Genomic DNA, 15,324 nt, shown 5'->3' with positions numbered 1-15,324 from the left:
GGGGCCTGCGGCGCCGCGGTCACGGGCGCGGCGGGGGCCGGGCGCGACTGCGCGGCGGGCGTGCCGGCCTGTCGGGCGGGGGCCTGCGCGGTGTCTGTTCGGGCCGGTGCCGGAGCGCCGCGGCCCGCCATCAGCCGCGCCTCGACCGTGTCGATGGAACGCGCGGCCGAGGGGCTGGTTCGCCGGGCGATATCGGCCAACTGGCCCACCTGTTCGGTCGAAGCGATATCGTTGGCCTTTTCCAGCGTGGCGACCAGCACGTTCGTCTCGCGGCAGGACGACAGCACACCGCGATAGGTCTGCAGGGCGCCCGCGCTCTGCCCCGCCTGCACCTGCATCGCGGCAAGCTGCCAGGCATTGTTGACGCGGTCGCATTTCAGGATCTCGGGGCTCTTGCGGGCGGCGTCGATGGCGGCCGTCGCGTTGCCCGACCGCATCGCCGCGTCAAAGCTCGCTTGCGCCTCGCCCGCCTCCAGGAGGCGTACCATCTCGGCCGGCGGCGTCCAGTCGGGATAGACCGTCTGCAAATGCTGCAACCGGCCGCGCGCCGCCTGAAGGTTGCCGATCTCGATCAGCCGCCAGATGCGGTTCGCATCCTCGCCCGGTCCGGTCGGGGCGGCGGCCTGCCGCTTGAGCGCATCGAGATCCGAGGGCGGCGTCCAGTCGGGATAGGCCTCTTTCAGGCGGCGGAGCTCGGCCTGGGCCGAGCGCATGTCGTTCTGTTCGAGATAGTAGCGCAGCGCGCGCAGATCCTCGGGCCCGAGATCGCGGGCCGACGCGCCCGCGGCCAGCATCGCGCCCAGCCCGAACGCGGCACAGAAAAGACGGATGGAACGCAGGCTCATATCGGAAAGCACTCCGGCAGGGTTTCGATCTGGGCGAGGCTGGCGAAAAGCTGCAGCGTCGCCGGGTAATAGGGTTGCGCCGCGTCGAAGGCCGGCATGGTCGAGCCCTCTTCGCGCATCGCGGCGCATAGCGTCAGCGCCTCGATCGCGCGATAGCCCGATGAGGGGCTCGTCTCGAGCACCGCGCCGGTGTCGTAATCGAGCACGGTCGCCGCATGCCCGTCGGGCAGGTCGACCGCCGCCCGCGCCCTGGCCGCGGACAGGACGGCGGGGTGCGCGGCATGGCCCGACCACACCATCCACAAGGGCACGCGCAACGCCTCGTAGCCGCTGTTGAGCGAGAACGCGTCGGATTTCAGCAACCCCGCCTCGGTCACCTCGATCCAGTCGGGCATCGGCCCGTGGCGCGCGATCTCGGCCAGCAGCACGTCGCCATTCGTGGCCGAGGTCGACAGCCGGCCCGCCCCGAAGGCGGCACCGAGCTCGGTCATGGCCTTGAGCATGTAATAGGACGGGTTGATGACGAAACCGGTCTCGGTCGCAAAGCCGAAAGAAGCGGGCAGCATCAGGAAAGCGCCGTCCTGGCCGGGAAAATCGACGATGCAGAGCCGTTCGATATCGGCCACGGTGGCGGCGGCGCGTTCGCGCAGGTCGGGCGCGGCAAAGGCCGACGCGGCATGGTTCAGCGCCCATGCATAGAACAGGTCGCCATCGGTGGCGTTGTTGGGGTCGGGCACCGGATCGGCGGCGTCGGGCAGCCAGCGCCATGCCAAAAGCGCATCGTCGCGGATGGCGAGATTATCCTCGGTCCAGCGATACATCAGGCGGAACGCGTCCTCGTCGCCCATCAGGGCGGCGATGGTCATGGCATAACCCTGCCCCTCGGAATGGCTGGCCTCTGATTGCAGGCGGTCGACGATCCGCCCCGAGGGATCGAGATGCGCGGCCTTGTAGGCCGCCCATGGCCCGGCCAGCGGATGCGAGGGCTGGGCCGCCTGAGCGGCGGCGCCGCCGCCCGAAAGGCGGGCGCCAATGGGCGCGGAGGCCAGCAGGGCCAGCAGGGAGCGACGGTTCATGCGATCAATCCTCGCGCGAGACGATGACGAAACGAAGGGCGATCAGGGCCGAAATAACGGCCAGTCCGAACAGGATCGCGGTAAAGGCGACGGGCGACCACGAGGCATAGTTGCCCAGCACATAGCGGAAATTCCTGAGCGTCAGCGGCTCGGCCAGTTCCGGGAGCTGTCGCGAGTCGTACCAGCTTCGCCAATAGCCCGCATCGTCGAGAACCGCGATCTGGCCCGACGGTCCGCCGATGCTGCGGCGCGAGGACGCGATCGAGGCCATGACCTCGATCAGATCGTCCTCTTCCTCGATGACGAGCCACAGCGCCCGCGGGTCGCTCCGGTCGAGCTGCGCCAGCAGCGCGTGGCCGTATTGATCGCCCAGCCACCGCTCGGCCTCGGCGTTGGGGTCGGGCATCAGCCGGTCGCGCACGGCATAGATGCGCCGGCGCAGATCCTCGAGCGACAGGTTCAGCATGAAGAACCGCCCGTCCCCTGCCCCGGCCCGCGCCGGCTCGGGCGACACGATCGCGTCGCCGAAAAGGTCGTCGGGCAGTTCCCCGATGCGGTCGGCCGGGTCGGGCACGGCCGCCGCGGGCTCGGTCCACTTGCGCTCGAGCGCCTTGTGCAGCTCGCTGCGCGAAATGTTGTACGCGCCCATCGGCAGCTCGCCCATCCGGTCCGCCGTCACCACCGTGAGGCGCGAGGCATTGGGTATCGCCTCGCCCAGCATGGCCTTGAGGGTCAGGCGCTCGGCGGTGGGCAGATCCTCGAGCCCGGTGCCGTTCACCGTGATGCCGCTGCCGCGCAGCGCGAAGACCGGCAGGCGCATCCCGGCAAGCCGCAGCCGGGGCGATTCGGGCACGCGCAGGGTCGAGCTTCCGCGGATCTCGAGCTTGGGGAAACTGTCGTCGGGACAGGCCGCGTCCTCGGGATCGCCGGGGATCAGCGCCTCGAACTGCAACAGGTTCGGCCCCTCGCGCAGCAGGTTGGCGTTGAACTTGATGGGGAACTGCTCGATCGGCTCGCCGCCCATGCCCGTCAGCGGCAACAGGCGCACCGTCTCGCCGTTCACCCGGATCAGCATGATGGATTTCTCGGGCAGGTTGCGCGCATAGGCGTAGTCGAGGTTCAGCATGGCCTTTTGCGCAGTCAGCACCAGCCAGTCGCGCGGCAGGGTAAAGATCTGGTCGCGCCGGAAATAATGGCTCGAGGTGCGCATGGTTTCGAGCCCGAGACTGGCCAGGGTCACCGCCTCGCCCGATGGCATCTGCGTGCGCGGGTCGATGCCGGTCTGCACCGCCAGCGCGTCGAGCATCGTGTCGTCGCCCTCGAGATCGGCCAGCAGCGTGTCGAGAAACGCCTCGGCATCGCCGAAGGAAAGGATGCGCTCGGGCACCGAGAGCGCCATGACGATGGCCCCGTCGCCGCCGCGCCGGAACTCGGCGCGCGGCTCGGTCTCGCCCCATCCGGGCAGCAGCGTGATCCGGGCCAGCGGTTGCGGCAGGCCGGTATCGGCGCCTTCGGCCACCTCGTAGAGATCGGCGGTGCGATAGGTCAGGATCCGCCCGCGAAGATAGCCGGTCAGCCGCTGGGCCAGCTCGGTCAGCACCGGCTCGGCCAGCTTGGCGCGATCCGACAGATCCTTGATCGCGATGGCCCGTCCCAGCCCCGCGTCATGCGCGACCCCGGCGAGGAAATCCATCGCGCCGGGCGAAAAGGGGCGCGAATCGAGCACCGCGCCCGAGCCCGTCATGTCGATGTCGGTCCAGAGATCGAAGGCCGCCTCGGGGCCGCAGAACAGCCGATGTGCCTGGCGCATCCGCAGCACGACCTCGTTGCGGCCGCCGCGCCAGATGCCCTCGGGCACCTCGATCAGATCGGGCCCGTCCTCTTCGAAACGGCCCGCGGCGACGCGCCCGACCTCGGTGCCGTTCACGAACACGTCGATCACCGAACGCTCGGGCATCACGTCGACGCCCGAGCTATGGGCAAGCTGAAGCGCCCCCGGCACCGCCTCGCGCGGGAGGAAGATCGAGAACTCGGCCTCGGGGTTCTCGCCCTGCATCCGCAGCGTCGTGCCCGGATTGGCGCCTGCGCGCAGCGACAGAAGCGGCGCGATGGGCTTGCGTGCGGCGATCTCCTCGACGGTCTCGACGCTCGATACCGCGCCGTGCCGGGCCAGCCGCCCCGCGCCGGGATCGAGCGGATCGACCGGGGCGGGCGCCGCATCGAGCAGCGGATCGCCGGCCAGATCGGGATCGGCCGAGGGGTCGGGCACGTCGGTGGGGGCCGGGGTCGCGGGGATCGTGAAGGACGGGATGGCGATGATCCCGTCCTGAGCCACCGAAACGCCGGGGGTGGCGATCAGCGCGGACAGCAGGGCCGCGAGGGTGAAACCTCTGGTCATCATACCGCCCCCCGGACCGTCGGCCGCGCGGGCGGCGTTCCGGGCGTTTCGGCCCCGATGTCGCCCTGCGCCGCGCGGTATTTCTGCGCCGCCTCGAGCCTGAGGATCACCGGATCGACATAGCCCGCAAAGGCGGCCTCGTGCACCGGGGCCTCGCGCGTGGGGGCGACGGCGGGCCCGACCGCGGCCTTGGCCGCGCGGCGGCGGCGGCCCGGCTCGGCGATCAGCGCGCGGGCGGTGCGGACCATGCCGCGCAGCGACAGCCGAAAGATGTAGAACATGCCGCCCAGCAGGCCCATCTCGCTGAAATAGGCCTCGCGGCGCGCGGCCCAGCGCGAGGATTTGCCGTAGATGAGGTGCCCGACCGTCTCGGCGACGATGCGGGGCTGATCCTCGGTGAACTCGTATCCCAGCCGGATATGCGCGCCTTCCTTGCGCGCCCAGCGGATCGTGCCGCGGATCGGGTGCGACAGGCTCGGCGCGTCCTCGAGCACGGGGCGCACGATGAGGGGCGCGCCCTCGGCGATCTGGCCCGGCAGGATCTCGGGGCCGTTCTTGATGAGGATCTGCGCGCCCGACAGCGACGCATCGCAGACCCGCGCGCCCATCAGCCGGTCGGGATGGCCGGCCAGCGACACCTCGGCCGGTTCCTCGAGCGGGACGCGCGGCACGCCGCGGCGCTGCTGTTTCTCGTGCACCGTCTGAAGCGCCGCGCCGATCAGCATGAAGTTGAACAGCGCCCAGCCGCCCACGAGTTGCAGCACCTCGCGGTCGCCGGGGAACATGATCCAGCGGAACACCGCCGCCGCGACGCCCGCGAGCATGAGCAGGAACAGGATCAGGAGCGGCCGCGCGATGGGCGAGATCATGTCCTCGTCGAGAACCTCGTCCTTGGCGGTCACGTTGAACTTGGCCGCGCGCGGCTTGAGAAAGGTCTTGATGACCGCCGAGGACAGGTAGGGCGCCTGCGTCGTCTCGTAGAGCTCGGACATCAGCGGCCAGCGATAGCTGTTGAACAGCGCGTTCTGCACGACAAAGGACACGGCGATATAGGTCGCCATGTAGGCCAGGACTTCCTGGTAGGTGGCGACGAAGATCTCGAGCCCGAAGAACAGGTAGAGCAGCGGCGCGAGGATGAAGATCATGCGAACGATCGGAAAGAACCAGAACGTCATCGAGTTGAGATAGCACAACCGCTGGCTGAACCGCAGGCCCTTGCGAAAGATCGGGTTCTTGAGGATGAGCATCTGCATCATGCCCGTCGCCCACCGGCCGCGCTGCTGGATGAAGCTCACGAAGGTCTCGGGTTGCAGCCCGGCGATCATCGCGTGGTTGACGTAGAGGCTTTTCCAGCCGGTCGCATGGATGTCGAGCGCCGTCTCGGCATCCTCGGTGATCGTCTCGCCCGAAAAACCCCCGACCGAATCCAGCGCCGCGCGGCGGATCAGCGCGGCCGAGCCGCAAAAGAACGTCCCCTCCCAGCGGTCGAGTCCCTGGTGGACATGGCCGTAGAACATCTCGTTCTCGGGGGGGCAGTTGTCGACCAGCCCGATATTGCGCTGGATCGGGTCGGGGTTGAGAAAGAAGTGCGGCGTCTGGACGAGGAACAGGTCGTCGCGCTCGACGAAATGCCCGGCGGTCCGGGCAAGGAAATCGCGGCTGGGGACGTGATCGGCGTCGAACACCGCGACGAGGTCGCCGTCGAGCCGGGCCAGCGCGGCCGACATGTTGCCCGCCTTGGCATGCTCGTTCCGCTCGCGCGTGGAATAGAGGACGCCCAGCTCGGCGCACATCTCCTGAAGCTGCGCGCGCCGCTTGACCGCCTTTTCGGCGATGGCCGGATCCTCGTGGTTGCACCGCTCGTCGGTGCCCCCGTCATCGCAGAGCACGACGATCATCTTGTCGGGCGGATAGTGCATGTTCTTGGCCGCCGACAACGTCACCGCCAGCATCGAGGCCGGTTCGTTATAGGACGGCACCAGCACGTTGACGGTCGGCAGGTCGCGCGCGTTCACCGTCGCCGGGGGCGCCCGCGTGATCGGATCGGCCGTCATGAACCCGGTCATGAAGAAAATGCCGATGGTATAGGTCTCGGTCGCGAAGAGCAGCAGCGCGGCGACGAAGGACAGCGGCTCGTCGGGCGAGGGCAGCGTCTCGGTCAGGCGCCAGATCCAGTAGCGCAGCACCATGGTCGACGCCGTCGCCAGCATGATGAACCGGACCACGGGCACCCGCGAAAAGGGGCGCGACGCGATCACGATGAGCAGCCCCGTCACACCCAGAAGCGCCTGCGTCCACGTGGACACGGGCAGCGCGGCCAGCACGGCGATACAGGCGCCGACGGCAAGCCACATCGTCAGGTAGAGCGCCCGGTCGAGGGGCACCTGGCGTCCGGCGCGGGAGGCTGCGGTGAAGCTCATGGGCGCTCGGCCCCCGGCGCGGCAAAGGGCGACATGTTGTGCAGACGGACATTGGCCCCGCCCGCAAGCGCCGGGGTGGCGGCGAGATACTGCGCCTGGATCGGCGCCAACGCGGCCTCGCGCCCCTGCCGCGTGCAGTTGCGCAGCAGCACATCCATCGAGTCGGCCCCGGCCGGCAGCGGCCGCGCGGCGTTCTTGAGCGACCGGACGACGAGAACGCAGGTCGTATCCACGCCCACCGATTTTTCGGCGATGAAATAGGGGCCGAGCTCATCCGTCGCAGTGGCCATATTGCGATTCGACAGGCCCTCGAACGGGGCGGGCACGCCGCCCGTCTGGTCGAGCATGTCCTCGAGCTTGAGCCGCCCGCCGCTCAGCGGGTTGCCGCCGCGGCCGCGCAGCAGCAGGTAGTTGTCCCCGGCGATGGTCGTGTCGTTGGGCAGGGCGATGCGCTGCTCGACGATGTTGTCGAGGTCGCGCTGCAATGTCAGCAGACCCTGCGGAACATAGACCCAGGAACGCGCAACCGGGACCATCTGGTACTGCCGCGTCTCGATGCGCTCGCTCAGCGTCGAGGTCGACGAGACCTGCAACGGCCCGCAGGACAGCAGCCCCGCGACCAGCGAAAGAGACACCGCCGCCTTAAGGAACGGCACGCGCGGGGCGTGTCGTGCGAATGAGAAATACATGCCTGTTCGGCCCTCGCCGTCTTGCCTCAAATACGGCCCCTTCGCGGGGCTCTGACAGGTGTTAACATCTGGTTAAGGCGCTTTTAGGGCACCCGCTTTCCCGATGCTCAGACCCGCTGCTCGATTGCGCCGCGTTCGGCGCAGGACCGGTTCGACCCGGCTTCAATGCCGTAAAGTAAGCAAGATTCCGCCACTCTGACGAGGGCAATCGTCAAAAGACACGCGGCCCGCCGCGATCCGTGTCGCCCGCGCAACGCGACTTTTGGTGCGGCGGCGCCTCAACTTACCGGAAGAAAAAGCGCATTGCGAAGGCCACAATCGCGGATCACATCCGCCCCGCAGCGCCGCGGCGACAGGTCGTCGCGGGTCAGGCAGATCCGGACCTCCTGCACGTGGCCGGCGCGGCAGGTCACGGTGATCGCATCGGGGAAAAGCGCAGGGTTTGCCTCGATGAAAGCCTGCTCGACCACCGTGGCGGGCATCCGCACCGCCGCGGTGAGGCGCCCGAAGACCTCGGGACGCGCGACCGTTTCGTAGGCCGCGCGCGACAGGGCGAAATAGTCGCCCGACGCCATGCCCGAACAGCGGCCGTGCTTGTTCCACTGGTGCCAGGCCAGCCCGCCGCTGCCCATGATGTCGGCCATGGCCGCGGTATCGCCGCGCGACGGGTTGCGCGCGGCGCTCTCGCAATATTCGGGATAGCCCGTCTCGTGCTGCGGCCAGAGCCCGTGCAGCGACCATCCGAGATCGGTCTCGCATTGCGCCGCACCCCGCGCCTCGCCCTCGAGCGCGCACCACGCGGGCGACCAGCTCAGCGCGAGAACCCAGTAATCGAAGGCCCCCGCGCGGTCCTGCGCCAGCGCGGCCGCGGGCAGGACCACCAATGCCGCCAGGAACCGTTTCAGCATTTCCGCTCTTTCCACCGGGTCGCGGCCTGACTATATCCGACGCAGGTTCCCCGACAACGCGAACTTGGACCGCCCGGCGGTCCGGCCCTGACGGGCCAGCGATAAGCCATGTCGGGACCCAAACTGGAAAGGAGCCCCGCATGGCCGAGAAACCGATCATGGCCAAAGCCACCGCCGTGTGGCTCGTCGAGAACACCACCCTCACCTTCCGGCAGATCGCCGAGTTCTGCGGCCTGCACGAGCTCGAGGTTCAGGGCATCGCCGATGGCGACGTGGCGCAGGGCGTGCGCGGCTTCGATCCGGTGGCCAACAACCAGCTCACCCAGGACGAGATCGAGCGCGCCGAAAAGGACGCGACCCGGAACCTCAAGCTCAAGTTCAACCCCGCCGCCGTCGGCGAGGAAAAGCGCCGCGGCCCGCGCTACACCCCGCTGAGCAAGCGTCAGGACCGGCCCGCCTCGATCCTGTGGCTGGTCAAGTTCCACCCCGAGCTGGCCGATGCCCAGATCTCGCGGCTGGTGGGCACGACCAAGCCGACGATCCAGGCCATCCGCGAACGCACGCATTGGAACATCAACAACCTCGAGCCCGTCGATCCCGTGGCCCTGGGCCTGTGCAAGCAGTCCGAGCTCGACCTCGCCGTGCAAAAGGCCGCCTCGAAAAAGGCGCGCGAGGGCGAGGTGATGACCGATGACGAGCGGCGCAAGCTCGTCTCGACGGAACAGAGCCTGTCGGGCGAGACCGAGCCGCGGATGCCCTCGGCGATCTCGGGGCTCGAGACCTTCACGCTGTCCAATACCGGCGAAGAGCTCTCCGAGGATGAAGACCGCGACGTGTCCGACGCGGAGAGCTTCTTCAACCTGCCCGACGACGACGGCGACGAGGACGAAACGCGCTGATCCACCCCTGGCCGGGGGGCGCGGCGCCGTCCGCCCCCCGGCCCGGCGGCCGCGCCCTCAGGCGCCGCCGTCCCACGAGCCGGGAAATTCCTTGGGCGGCCGCATCGGGGCGCGGATGCGCGACAGGATCCAGTTCGGCCCCGCCATCATCGCCCGCCCGGCGCGGTTGCCGGCGATCCCGGCCTTGACCTTCTCGATCCGCATGACGTCGTCAATGCGCCGGTCGATGAACCCCCATGTCTCCTGGCTGCCGGGCGAATCGTCGCCCAGCCAGAACAGCAGCACCGACCCCCAGACGCCGGCGAGCGTGGCGCGCTTGGTGTACCATGACGCATCGGTCGACTTGTCGCCCAGCGCGGTCCAGATCGTGTCCGACGTTTCCCACACCGCCCGCGCCCCGTCCGAGGTATGGCGCGGCAGCGCGAACAGCGTGGCGCCCCGGCGCACGGCCTCCTTGCTCTCGATGCTCTCGATCCTGAGCCGCATCGCCCGCGCCACCTTGTCGCGGAACCGCATGTCCGACAGGTCCGTCTCGAGCAGCCTCGCGCGCATCTCGGCATCGCCCGCACGGTGGAAGGCCAGCGCCATGTCGACGGCGCCGCGCGGAAAGATCGCGCGCGCCTCCTCGAGCGGCACCCCGGCATCGCGCGCCGCGGCCTTCAGCGTGGCTTCGCTCCAGCCATCGAAGGGCACGTGGGTCAGCGCGGACGCCAGAAGCCTGTCCTTGGTGTCGGTCATTGCCGGTCTCCTGTCTCGGGTCTGTGAGCGGTTCGGATGGACAAGCTAGCGGGATCGCCCTATATGGCGAGGCTCCTGCACTTACTGTCTTACTCAAACCTAGAAAGGTGGTGAAAACCACATGCAGGTCAGTGTTCGCGACAACAATGTCGATCAGGCGCTGCGCGCGCTCAAGAAAAAGCTCCAGCGCGAGGGTGTGTTCCGCGAGATGAAGCTCAAGCAGCATTTCGAGAAACCCTCCGAGAAGCGGGCGCGCGAAAAGGCCGAAGCGATCCGCCGCCAGCGCAAGCTCGCGCGGAAGAAGGCCCAGCGCGAGGGGATGCTCTGAACCCCTCTCGATACGCGACAGATTGAACCCCCGGACGTGCGTTCGGGGGTTTTTTCTTGCCTGTATCTTCTCTTTGCCAAATACCCCCGCCGGAGGCGGCACCCGGCCGGGCGCCCCCGCACCGGATGCAATCAGGACGCCAGACCTTGGATCACTTTCTCTATCGCGACGGTCGGCTCCACGCCGAGGATGTCGACCTTGCCACCATCGCGGCCGAGGTGGGCACGCCGTTCTACTGCTACTCGGCGGCGACGCTGACGCGGCATTACCGCCTCTTCGACGACGCGCTGTCCTTTGCCGACCATCTGGTGTGTTTCGCCGTCAAGGCGCTGTCGAACGTGGCGGTGCTCAAGCTGCTGGGCGATCTGGGCGCCGGGATGGATGTCGTCTCGGGCGGCGAATATGCCCGCGCCCGCGCCGCCGGCGTGCCCGGCGCGCGCATCGTGTTCTCGGGCGTCGGCAAGACCCGCGAGGAAATGGCGCGAGCACTCGAGGGCGGGGTCCGGCAGTTCAACGTCGAATCCGCGCCCGAGCTGCGCGCCCTGTCCGAGGTCGCGACCGGGCTGTGCCTGACCGCGCCGGTGGCGCTGCGCGTGAACCCCGACGTGGATGCGCGTACCCACGAAAAGATCTCGACCGGGCGCAAGCAGGACAAGTTCGGCATCGCCATCGAGGACGCCCCCGCCCGCTATGCCGAGGCCGCCGCCCTGCCCGGCATCGAGGTGGTGGGCATCGACGTGCATATCGGCTCGCAGCTCATCGACCTGGACCCGTTCGAACAGGCCTATCGCAAGGTCGCCGAGCTGACCGTCGAGCTTCGCGCCCAGGGCCACGATATCCGCCGGCTCGATCTGGGCGGAGGTCTCGGCATCCCCTATCAGCGCGACAACGCGCCGCCCCCCCTGCCCGCCGATTACGCCCGGATGGTCGAGCGAACGGTCGGCCATCTCGGCTGCGAGATCGAGATCGAGCCGGGCCGCCTCGTCGCGGGCAATTCGGGGGTGCTCGTCGCCTCGGTGGTCTACCTCAAGGAAGCGGCCGAGCGGCGCTGGCTCATCCTCGATGCGGGCATGAACGACCTGATCCGCCCCGCAATGTATGGCGCGCATCACGATATCGTCCCCCTGGCCGAGCCGCCGGCGGGGGTCGATCTGACCGAGCATGACGTGGTCGGCCCCGTCTGCGAAAGCGCCGATACATTCGCGCGGACCCGGCTGCTGCCGCCCATGGGGCCGGGCGACCTGCTGGCGTTCCGCAGTGCCGGTGCCTATGCGGCGGTGATGGCCTCCGAGTACAATTCGCGCCCGCTGGTGCCCGAGGTGCTGGTGCGCGGGGATCAATTCGCCGTCATCCGCGCGCGCCCGACGATTGACGAGATGCTCGCACGCGATAGCATCCCCGAATGGCTCTAACGCGGCATACCCCGTATCGGGCGAAGTGAGGGCGGCTCTCTCCGCCCCGAAGGCGACGACCCCGTGATGCGACTTCCTGCCGAAGCCCGCGCCGGATTGCGGCGCCCCCTGACGCTCACGCGGCTGGGCATGGCGGCCGAACGCGCCGCGCGCGCCTTCTGGCCGGTCTGGAGCGTGGCCATCGCCGCGCTCGCCGCGCTGATGCTGGGGGTGCAGGACGCGCTGTCGTCGGGTGCACTGCGCATCGCGGCCGGTGTCGTTCTCGTTGCGCTTCTGGCCTTTGCGGTGCTGGGCATCCGCCGGTTCGCCTGGCCGACCGAGGCGCAGGCGCTCGATCGGCTCGACCGCAGCCTGCCCGGCCGTCCCATCGCGGCCCTGTCCGACAGCCAGGCCATCGGGGGGGCCGATGCCGGCTCGCGCGCGGTGTGGGAGGCGCATGTCACCCGCATGGCCGAGCGGATCCGCCACGCCCGCGCGACCGCGCCCGACCTCAGGATCGCCTCGCGCGACCCCTATGCGCTGCGCTATGCCGCGCTGTTGGCGCTGGCCGTGGCGCTTTTGTTCGGCTCGGCGCTGAGGATCGGCAGCGTCGCCGGGATCGCGCCGGGTGGCGGGGCCGCGTCGGCCGCCATGGGGCCGAGCTGGGAGGGCTGGATCGAGCCGCCTGCCTATACCGGGCGGCCCAGCCTCTACCTCGCCGACCTGCCATCCGGCCCGGTCGAGGTGCCCGAGGCGTCGCGGGTCACGATCCGCACCTATGGCGGCGATCCCGGCATCTCCGAGACCGTATCGGGCCGTCCGGTCGAGGCCGCGCCCGAGAAGCCGGCCACGGGCAGCGTCGGTTTCGCGGTCGTGCAATCGGGCGAGATCGAGATCGACGGCCCCGGCGGACGCCGCTGGTCCATCGCGATGAAACCCGATATCGGCCCCACCGTCGAAGTGACCGGCCCGCCCGAGCGCGCCGATGGCGGGCTGTTCAGCCAGGAGTTCACCGCCGGGGACGATCACGGGGTGGTCAGCGGCAAGGTGGTGGTGACGCTCGATCTCGACGCGGTCGAGCGGATGCACGGGCTCGCCCCGGCGCCGGACCCGCGCGATCCCATCGTCGCCGATCTGCCCTTGCCGATCAGCGGCGACCGCGCGGCGATCGCGGGCGCCTTCATCGAGGATTTCTCGCAGCACCCGTGGGCGAACCTTCCGGTGACGCTGACCTACGAGGTCGAGGACGAGCTGGGCCAGTCCGGCCAGTCGCGGCCCGCCCAGGCCGAGCTGGCGGGGCTGCGGTTCTTCGATCCGGTCGCGCGCGCGATCATCGAACAGCGCCGCGACCTTCTGTGGTCGCGCGACAATGCCGACCGGGTCGCGCGGCTCTTGCGCGCGGTGTCGTGGGAACCGCAGGACGTGTTCCGCTCCGAGACCCTGTATCTGCGGCTGCGCACCGCGATCCGTCGCCTCGAGGCCGGGCGCGGCATCGCCGAGCTCACCCCCGAGCGGCAGGACGAGATCGCCGCCGCCCTGTGGGACATCGCGACCGAGATCGAGTTCGGCGACCTCGACGATGCGCGCGAACGGCTGCGGCGGGCGCAGGAGCGTCTGTCGCAGGCGATGGAGAATGGCGCGGACCCCGCCGAGATCGCCGAGCTGATGCAGGAATTGCGCGAGGCGATGGACGATTTCATCCGCCAGCTCGCCGAGCAGAGCCAGCGCGACGGCGAACAGCAGCAGGCCGAGGGCGAGACCCAGGAAATGAGCCCCGACCAGTTGCAGCAGATGATGGACGAGATCCAGAGCCTGATGGAACAGGGCCGCATGGCCGAGGCCCAGCGGTTGATGGAGCAGCTCAACCGCATGCTCGAGAACATGCGCGTGACGCAGGGCCAGCAGGGACAGGCGGGCCAGCAACCGGGCCAGGAGGCGCTCGAGGATCTTCAGGACACGCTGCGCGACCAGCAAGGCCTCAGCGATGAGGCGTTCCGCGAGTTGCAGGAACAGTTCGGCCAGCAGGGCCAGCCGCAGCAACCCGGCCAGCAGGGACAGGATGGCCAGCAGGGCCAGCCCGGACAGCGGGGCAACCAACCGGGCGAGGGCCAGGGCCAGGACGGCCGGCAGCCGGGCGACGGCCAGGGCGGGCAAGAGGGCGAGGGCACGGGCGAGAGCCTTGCGGATCGCCAGCAGGCGCTGCGCGACGAGCTGAACCGCCAGCGCGGAAACCTGCCCGGCGCAGGCACCGAGGAGGGCCGTTCCGCCCGCGAGAACCTCGACCGCGCCGAAGGCGCGATGGAGGGGGCCGAGGACGCGCTGCGCGAGGGCGACAACGCCACCGCGCTCGACCGGCAGGCCGAGGCGATGGACGCGCTGCGCGACGGTCTGCGCGATCTCGGCGAGGCGCTGGCGCAGGAACGCAGCCAGCAGGACGGCCAGGGACAGGCCCGCGCCGAGGGCGAGCCCAACGGCCAGAGCCGCGACCCCCTCGGCCGCGAGGCGGGGCGCAACGGCGAGTTCGGCACCGACGAGCAGATGCTCGACCGCGAGGACGTGCGCCGCCGCGCCGAAGAGCTCCTGGGCGAGATCCGCCGCCGCTCGGGCGACCAGACGCGCCCCGAGGCCGAACTCGACTACCTCAGGCGGCTTCTGGACCGTTTCTGAGCGGGCGGATCAGGTAAAGGTGCCGATGGCGCGGCCCACCAGCATGAAGGCGCGGGCCGTGCGCGTATCGGCCAGCGCCGCGATCTCGGCATCCGAAAGCGCAGGCTCGACCTCGCTCAGCACCTCGTCGAAGGTGCGCATGAAATGCAGCGCGGTGCCGCGGAACACGGTATCGCCGCGCATCCGCTCGATGGTCGCCTCGATGGCGGCGGCGTCGCGGATGCCGCCCAAGCCCCCGACAGCCATCCCCCGCTCGCCCCGCGCAAAGCGCCGCCAGGTTTCGGGCCGCGCGGGTTCACGGTCGAGATCGTCCATGTAGATGCCGTCCTGGCTCATCAGGGTCAGCGTGTCCTGCGCCGACGTGACCAGCCGCTTGAGGCGCCGGTCCTGCATCGCGCGGCGCAGGGCGGCGAACCCCTCGGCATCCTCGGCATCGGCGGGAAATTGCAGCGCCGCGATCAGGTCGGCATGGCTGACCTCGCGATCCGTCGCCTGCCCGGAATCCAGCGCAAAGGTCTGCTGCGACGAGGGCACCGCGGCGGCCACGGACGGGCCGCCCGGCGCGCCGCGATGGCGCGACGAGGTGAACCGCGCGACCGGGCCCGCGCCCTCCTGCGCGTCGGCCATGGCGGCCGATCGCGCGGCGATGGCCGCGAGTTCGTCCTGTATCGGCGCCAGCATCAGCGCCATCTCGCGCCTGAGCAGGTCCAGCCGCCGGGCGTGGCCCACCGCGATCCAGACCAGCACGATGGGTGCCATCACCGCAACCGGGATCATCAGGATCCTCAGAGGATCGAGCCCCGCCTCGCCCCCCGCGAGCCCGTATAAGGTCAGCGCGCAGATCGCGAGCCAGACGATCGTGGCTCCCCAGCCCAGCGCCGCGCCTTTCGGTCGCGCGCGCGGGGCGGTGCGCCGCCCGAGCGACGTTCCGGCCCTGTGGCTCTGCCGCCCGCCCTCAGGCATGG

Annotated in this window: 11 protein-coding genes and 1 pseudogene; 4 read left to right on the top strand and 8 right to left on the bottom strand. The window is 69.6% G+C overall.

Annotated features, from left to right (window positions below):
* From E2L08_RS14340 to E2L08_RS14315, 6 genes and pseudogenes are all read right to left on the bottom strand, one after another.
* Window positions 1-845 (bottom strand): annotated as a pseudogene (locus E2L08_RS14340) (hypothetical protein); the annotation flags it as partial.
* On the bottom strand, window positions 842-1,921 hold the full coding sequence (locus E2L08_RS14335) for a family 8 glycosyl hydrolase (RefSeq protein ID WP_133397778.1): 1,080 nt from the start codon (window positions 1,919-1,921) through the stop codon (window positions 842-844). The gene E2L08_RS14335 and the pseudogene E2L08_RS14340, both read right to left, overlap by 4 nt.
* Before the next feature lie 4 nt (window positions 1,922-1,925).
* Window positions 1,926-4,319, bottom strand: coding sequence for a cellulose biosynthesis cyclic di-GMP-binding regulatory protein BcsB (locus tag E2L08_RS14330; RefSeq protein ID WP_168771162.1), 2,394 nt, complete (start codon window positions 4,317-4,319; stop codon window positions 1,926-1,928).
* Entirely contained in the window at window positions 4,319-6,739 is a 2,421-nt protein-coding gene (bcsA, locus tag E2L08_RS14325; RefSeq protein ID WP_133397776.1) for a UDP-forming cellulose synthase catalytic subunit, read from the bottom strand. The genes E2L08_RS14330 and bcsA overlap by 1 nt, the downstream gene beginning before the upstream one ends.
* Entirely contained in the window at window positions 6,736-7,428 is a 693-nt protein-coding gene (locus E2L08_RS14320) for a hypothetical protein (RefSeq protein WP_133397775.1), read from the bottom strand. The genes bcsA and E2L08_RS14320 overlap by 4 nt, the downstream gene beginning before the upstream one ends.
* A 278-nt stretch (window positions 7,429-7,706) precedes the next feature.
* The gene (locus E2L08_RS14315) at window positions 7,707-8,336 is read right to left on the bottom strand and encodes a ribonuclease T2 family protein (protein ID WP_133397774.1); all 630 of its coding nucleotides are present in this window, start codon (window positions 8,334-8,336) and stop codon (window positions 7,707-7,709) included.
* A 140-nt stretch (window positions 8,337-8,476) separates the two neighbouring features.
* On the opposite strand from E2L08_RS14315, the gene E2L08_RS14310 reads away from it, so the two are divergent.
* Window positions 8,477-9,235 (top strand): DUF1013 domain-containing protein, encoded by a 759-nt coding sequence (locus E2L08_RS14310; RefSeq protein ID WP_133397773.1) that lies wholly within the window; start codon window positions 8,477-8,479, stop codon window positions 9,233-9,235.
* A 57-nt stretch (window positions 9,236-9,292) separates the two neighbouring features.
* Here E2L08_RS14310 and E2L08_RS14305 read toward each other — a convergent pair whose 3' ends face one another.
* Entirely contained in the window at window positions 9,293-9,973 is a 681-nt protein-coding gene (locus E2L08_RS14305) for a COQ9 family protein (protein ID WP_133397772.1), read from the bottom strand.
* Window positions 9,974-10,094: 121 nt separating this feature from the next.
* Between E2L08_RS14305 and rpsU the strand changes: the two genes are divergently transcribed.
* The 3 genes from rpsU to E2L08_RS14290 all read left to right on the top strand — a co-directional run bounded on the left by rpsU (window position 10,095) and on the right by E2L08_RS14290 (window position 14,359).
* The gene (rpsU, locus tag E2L08_RS14300) at window positions 10,095-10,301 is read left to right on the top strand and encodes a 30S ribosomal protein S21 (RefSeq protein ID WP_133397771.1); all 207 of its coding nucleotides are present in this window, start codon (window positions 10,095-10,097) and stop codon (window positions 10,299-10,301) included.
* A 146-nt stretch (window positions 10,302-10,447) separates the two neighbouring features.
* Window positions 10,448-11,713: a diaminopimelate decarboxylase gene (gene lysA, locus E2L08_RS14295; RefSeq protein WP_133397770.1), complete on the top strand. Its 1,266-nt coding sequence runs from the start codon at window positions 10,448-10,450 to the stop codon at window positions 11,711-11,713.
* A gap of 66 nt (window positions 11,714-11,779) precedes the next feature.
* The gene (locus tag E2L08_RS14290; RefSeq protein WP_133397785.1) at window positions 11,780-14,359 is read left to right on the top strand and encodes a TIGR02302 family protein; all 2,580 of its coding nucleotides are present in this window, start codon (window positions 11,780-11,782) and stop codon (window positions 14,357-14,359) included.
* A gap of 9 nt (window positions 14,360-14,368) precedes the next feature.
* On the opposite strand, the gene E2L08_RS14285 is transcribed toward E2L08_RS14290, so the two are convergent.
* A complete protein-coding gene (locus E2L08_RS14285; RefSeq protein WP_133397769.1) occupies window positions 14,369-15,322 on the bottom strand; it encodes a hypothetical protein in 954 nt (317 codons plus the stop codon).
* Window positions 15,323-15,324: the final 2 nt, after the last annotated feature.

This window comes from Palleronia sediminis (assembly GCF_004358695.1).
In the GTDB taxonomy this organism is placed as follows: Bacteria; Pseudomonadota; Alphaproteobacteria; order Rhodobacterales; family Rhodobacteraceae; genus Palleronia; species Palleronia sediminis.
This window is presented reverse-complemented; position numbering and strand designations above follow the sequence as displayed.

Excerpts from the sequence above, each read along its gene's own strand:
- E2L08_RS14335 (WP_133397778.1), bottom strand. The coding sequence starts at position 1,921 with ATGAACCGTCGCTCCCTGCTGGCCCTGCTGGCCTCCGCGCCCATTGGC.
- E2L08_RS14330 (WP_168771162.1), bottom strand. The coding sequence starts at position 4,319 with ATGACCAGAGGTTTCACCCTCGCGGCCCTGCTGTCCGCGCTGATCGCC.
- bcsA (WP_133397776.1), bottom strand. The coding sequence starts at position 6,739 with ATGAGCTTCACCGCAGCCTCCCGCGCCGGACGCCAGGTGCCCCTCGAC.
- E2L08_RS14320 (WP_133397775.1), bottom strand. The coding sequence starts at position 7,428 with ATGTATTTCTCATTCGCACGACACGCCCCGCGCGTGCCGTTCCTTAAG.
- E2L08_RS14315 (WP_133397774.1), bottom strand. The coding sequence starts at position 8,336 with ATGCTGAAACGGTTCCTGGCGGCATTGGTGGTCCTGCCCGCGGCCGCG.
- E2L08_RS14310 (WP_133397773.1), top strand. The coding sequence starts at position 8,477 with ATGGCCGAGAAACCGATCATGGCCAAAGCCACCGCCGTGTGGCTCGTC.
- E2L08_RS14305 (WP_133397772.1), bottom strand. The coding sequence starts at position 9,973 with ATGACCGACACCAAGGACAGGCTTCTGGCGTCCGCGCTGACCCACGTG.
- rpsU (WP_133397771.1), top strand. The coding sequence starts at position 10,095 with ATGCAGGTCAGTGTTCGCGACAACAATGTCGATCAGGCGCTGCGCGCG.
- E2L08_RS14290 (WP_133397785.1), top strand. The coding sequence starts at position 11,780 with ATGCGACTTCCTGCCGAAGCCCGCGCCGGATTGCGGCGCCCCCTGACG.
- E2L08_RS14285 (WP_133397769.1), bottom strand. The coding sequence starts at position 15,322 with ATGCCTGAGGGCGGGCGGCAGAGCCACAGGGCCGGAACGTCGCTCGGG.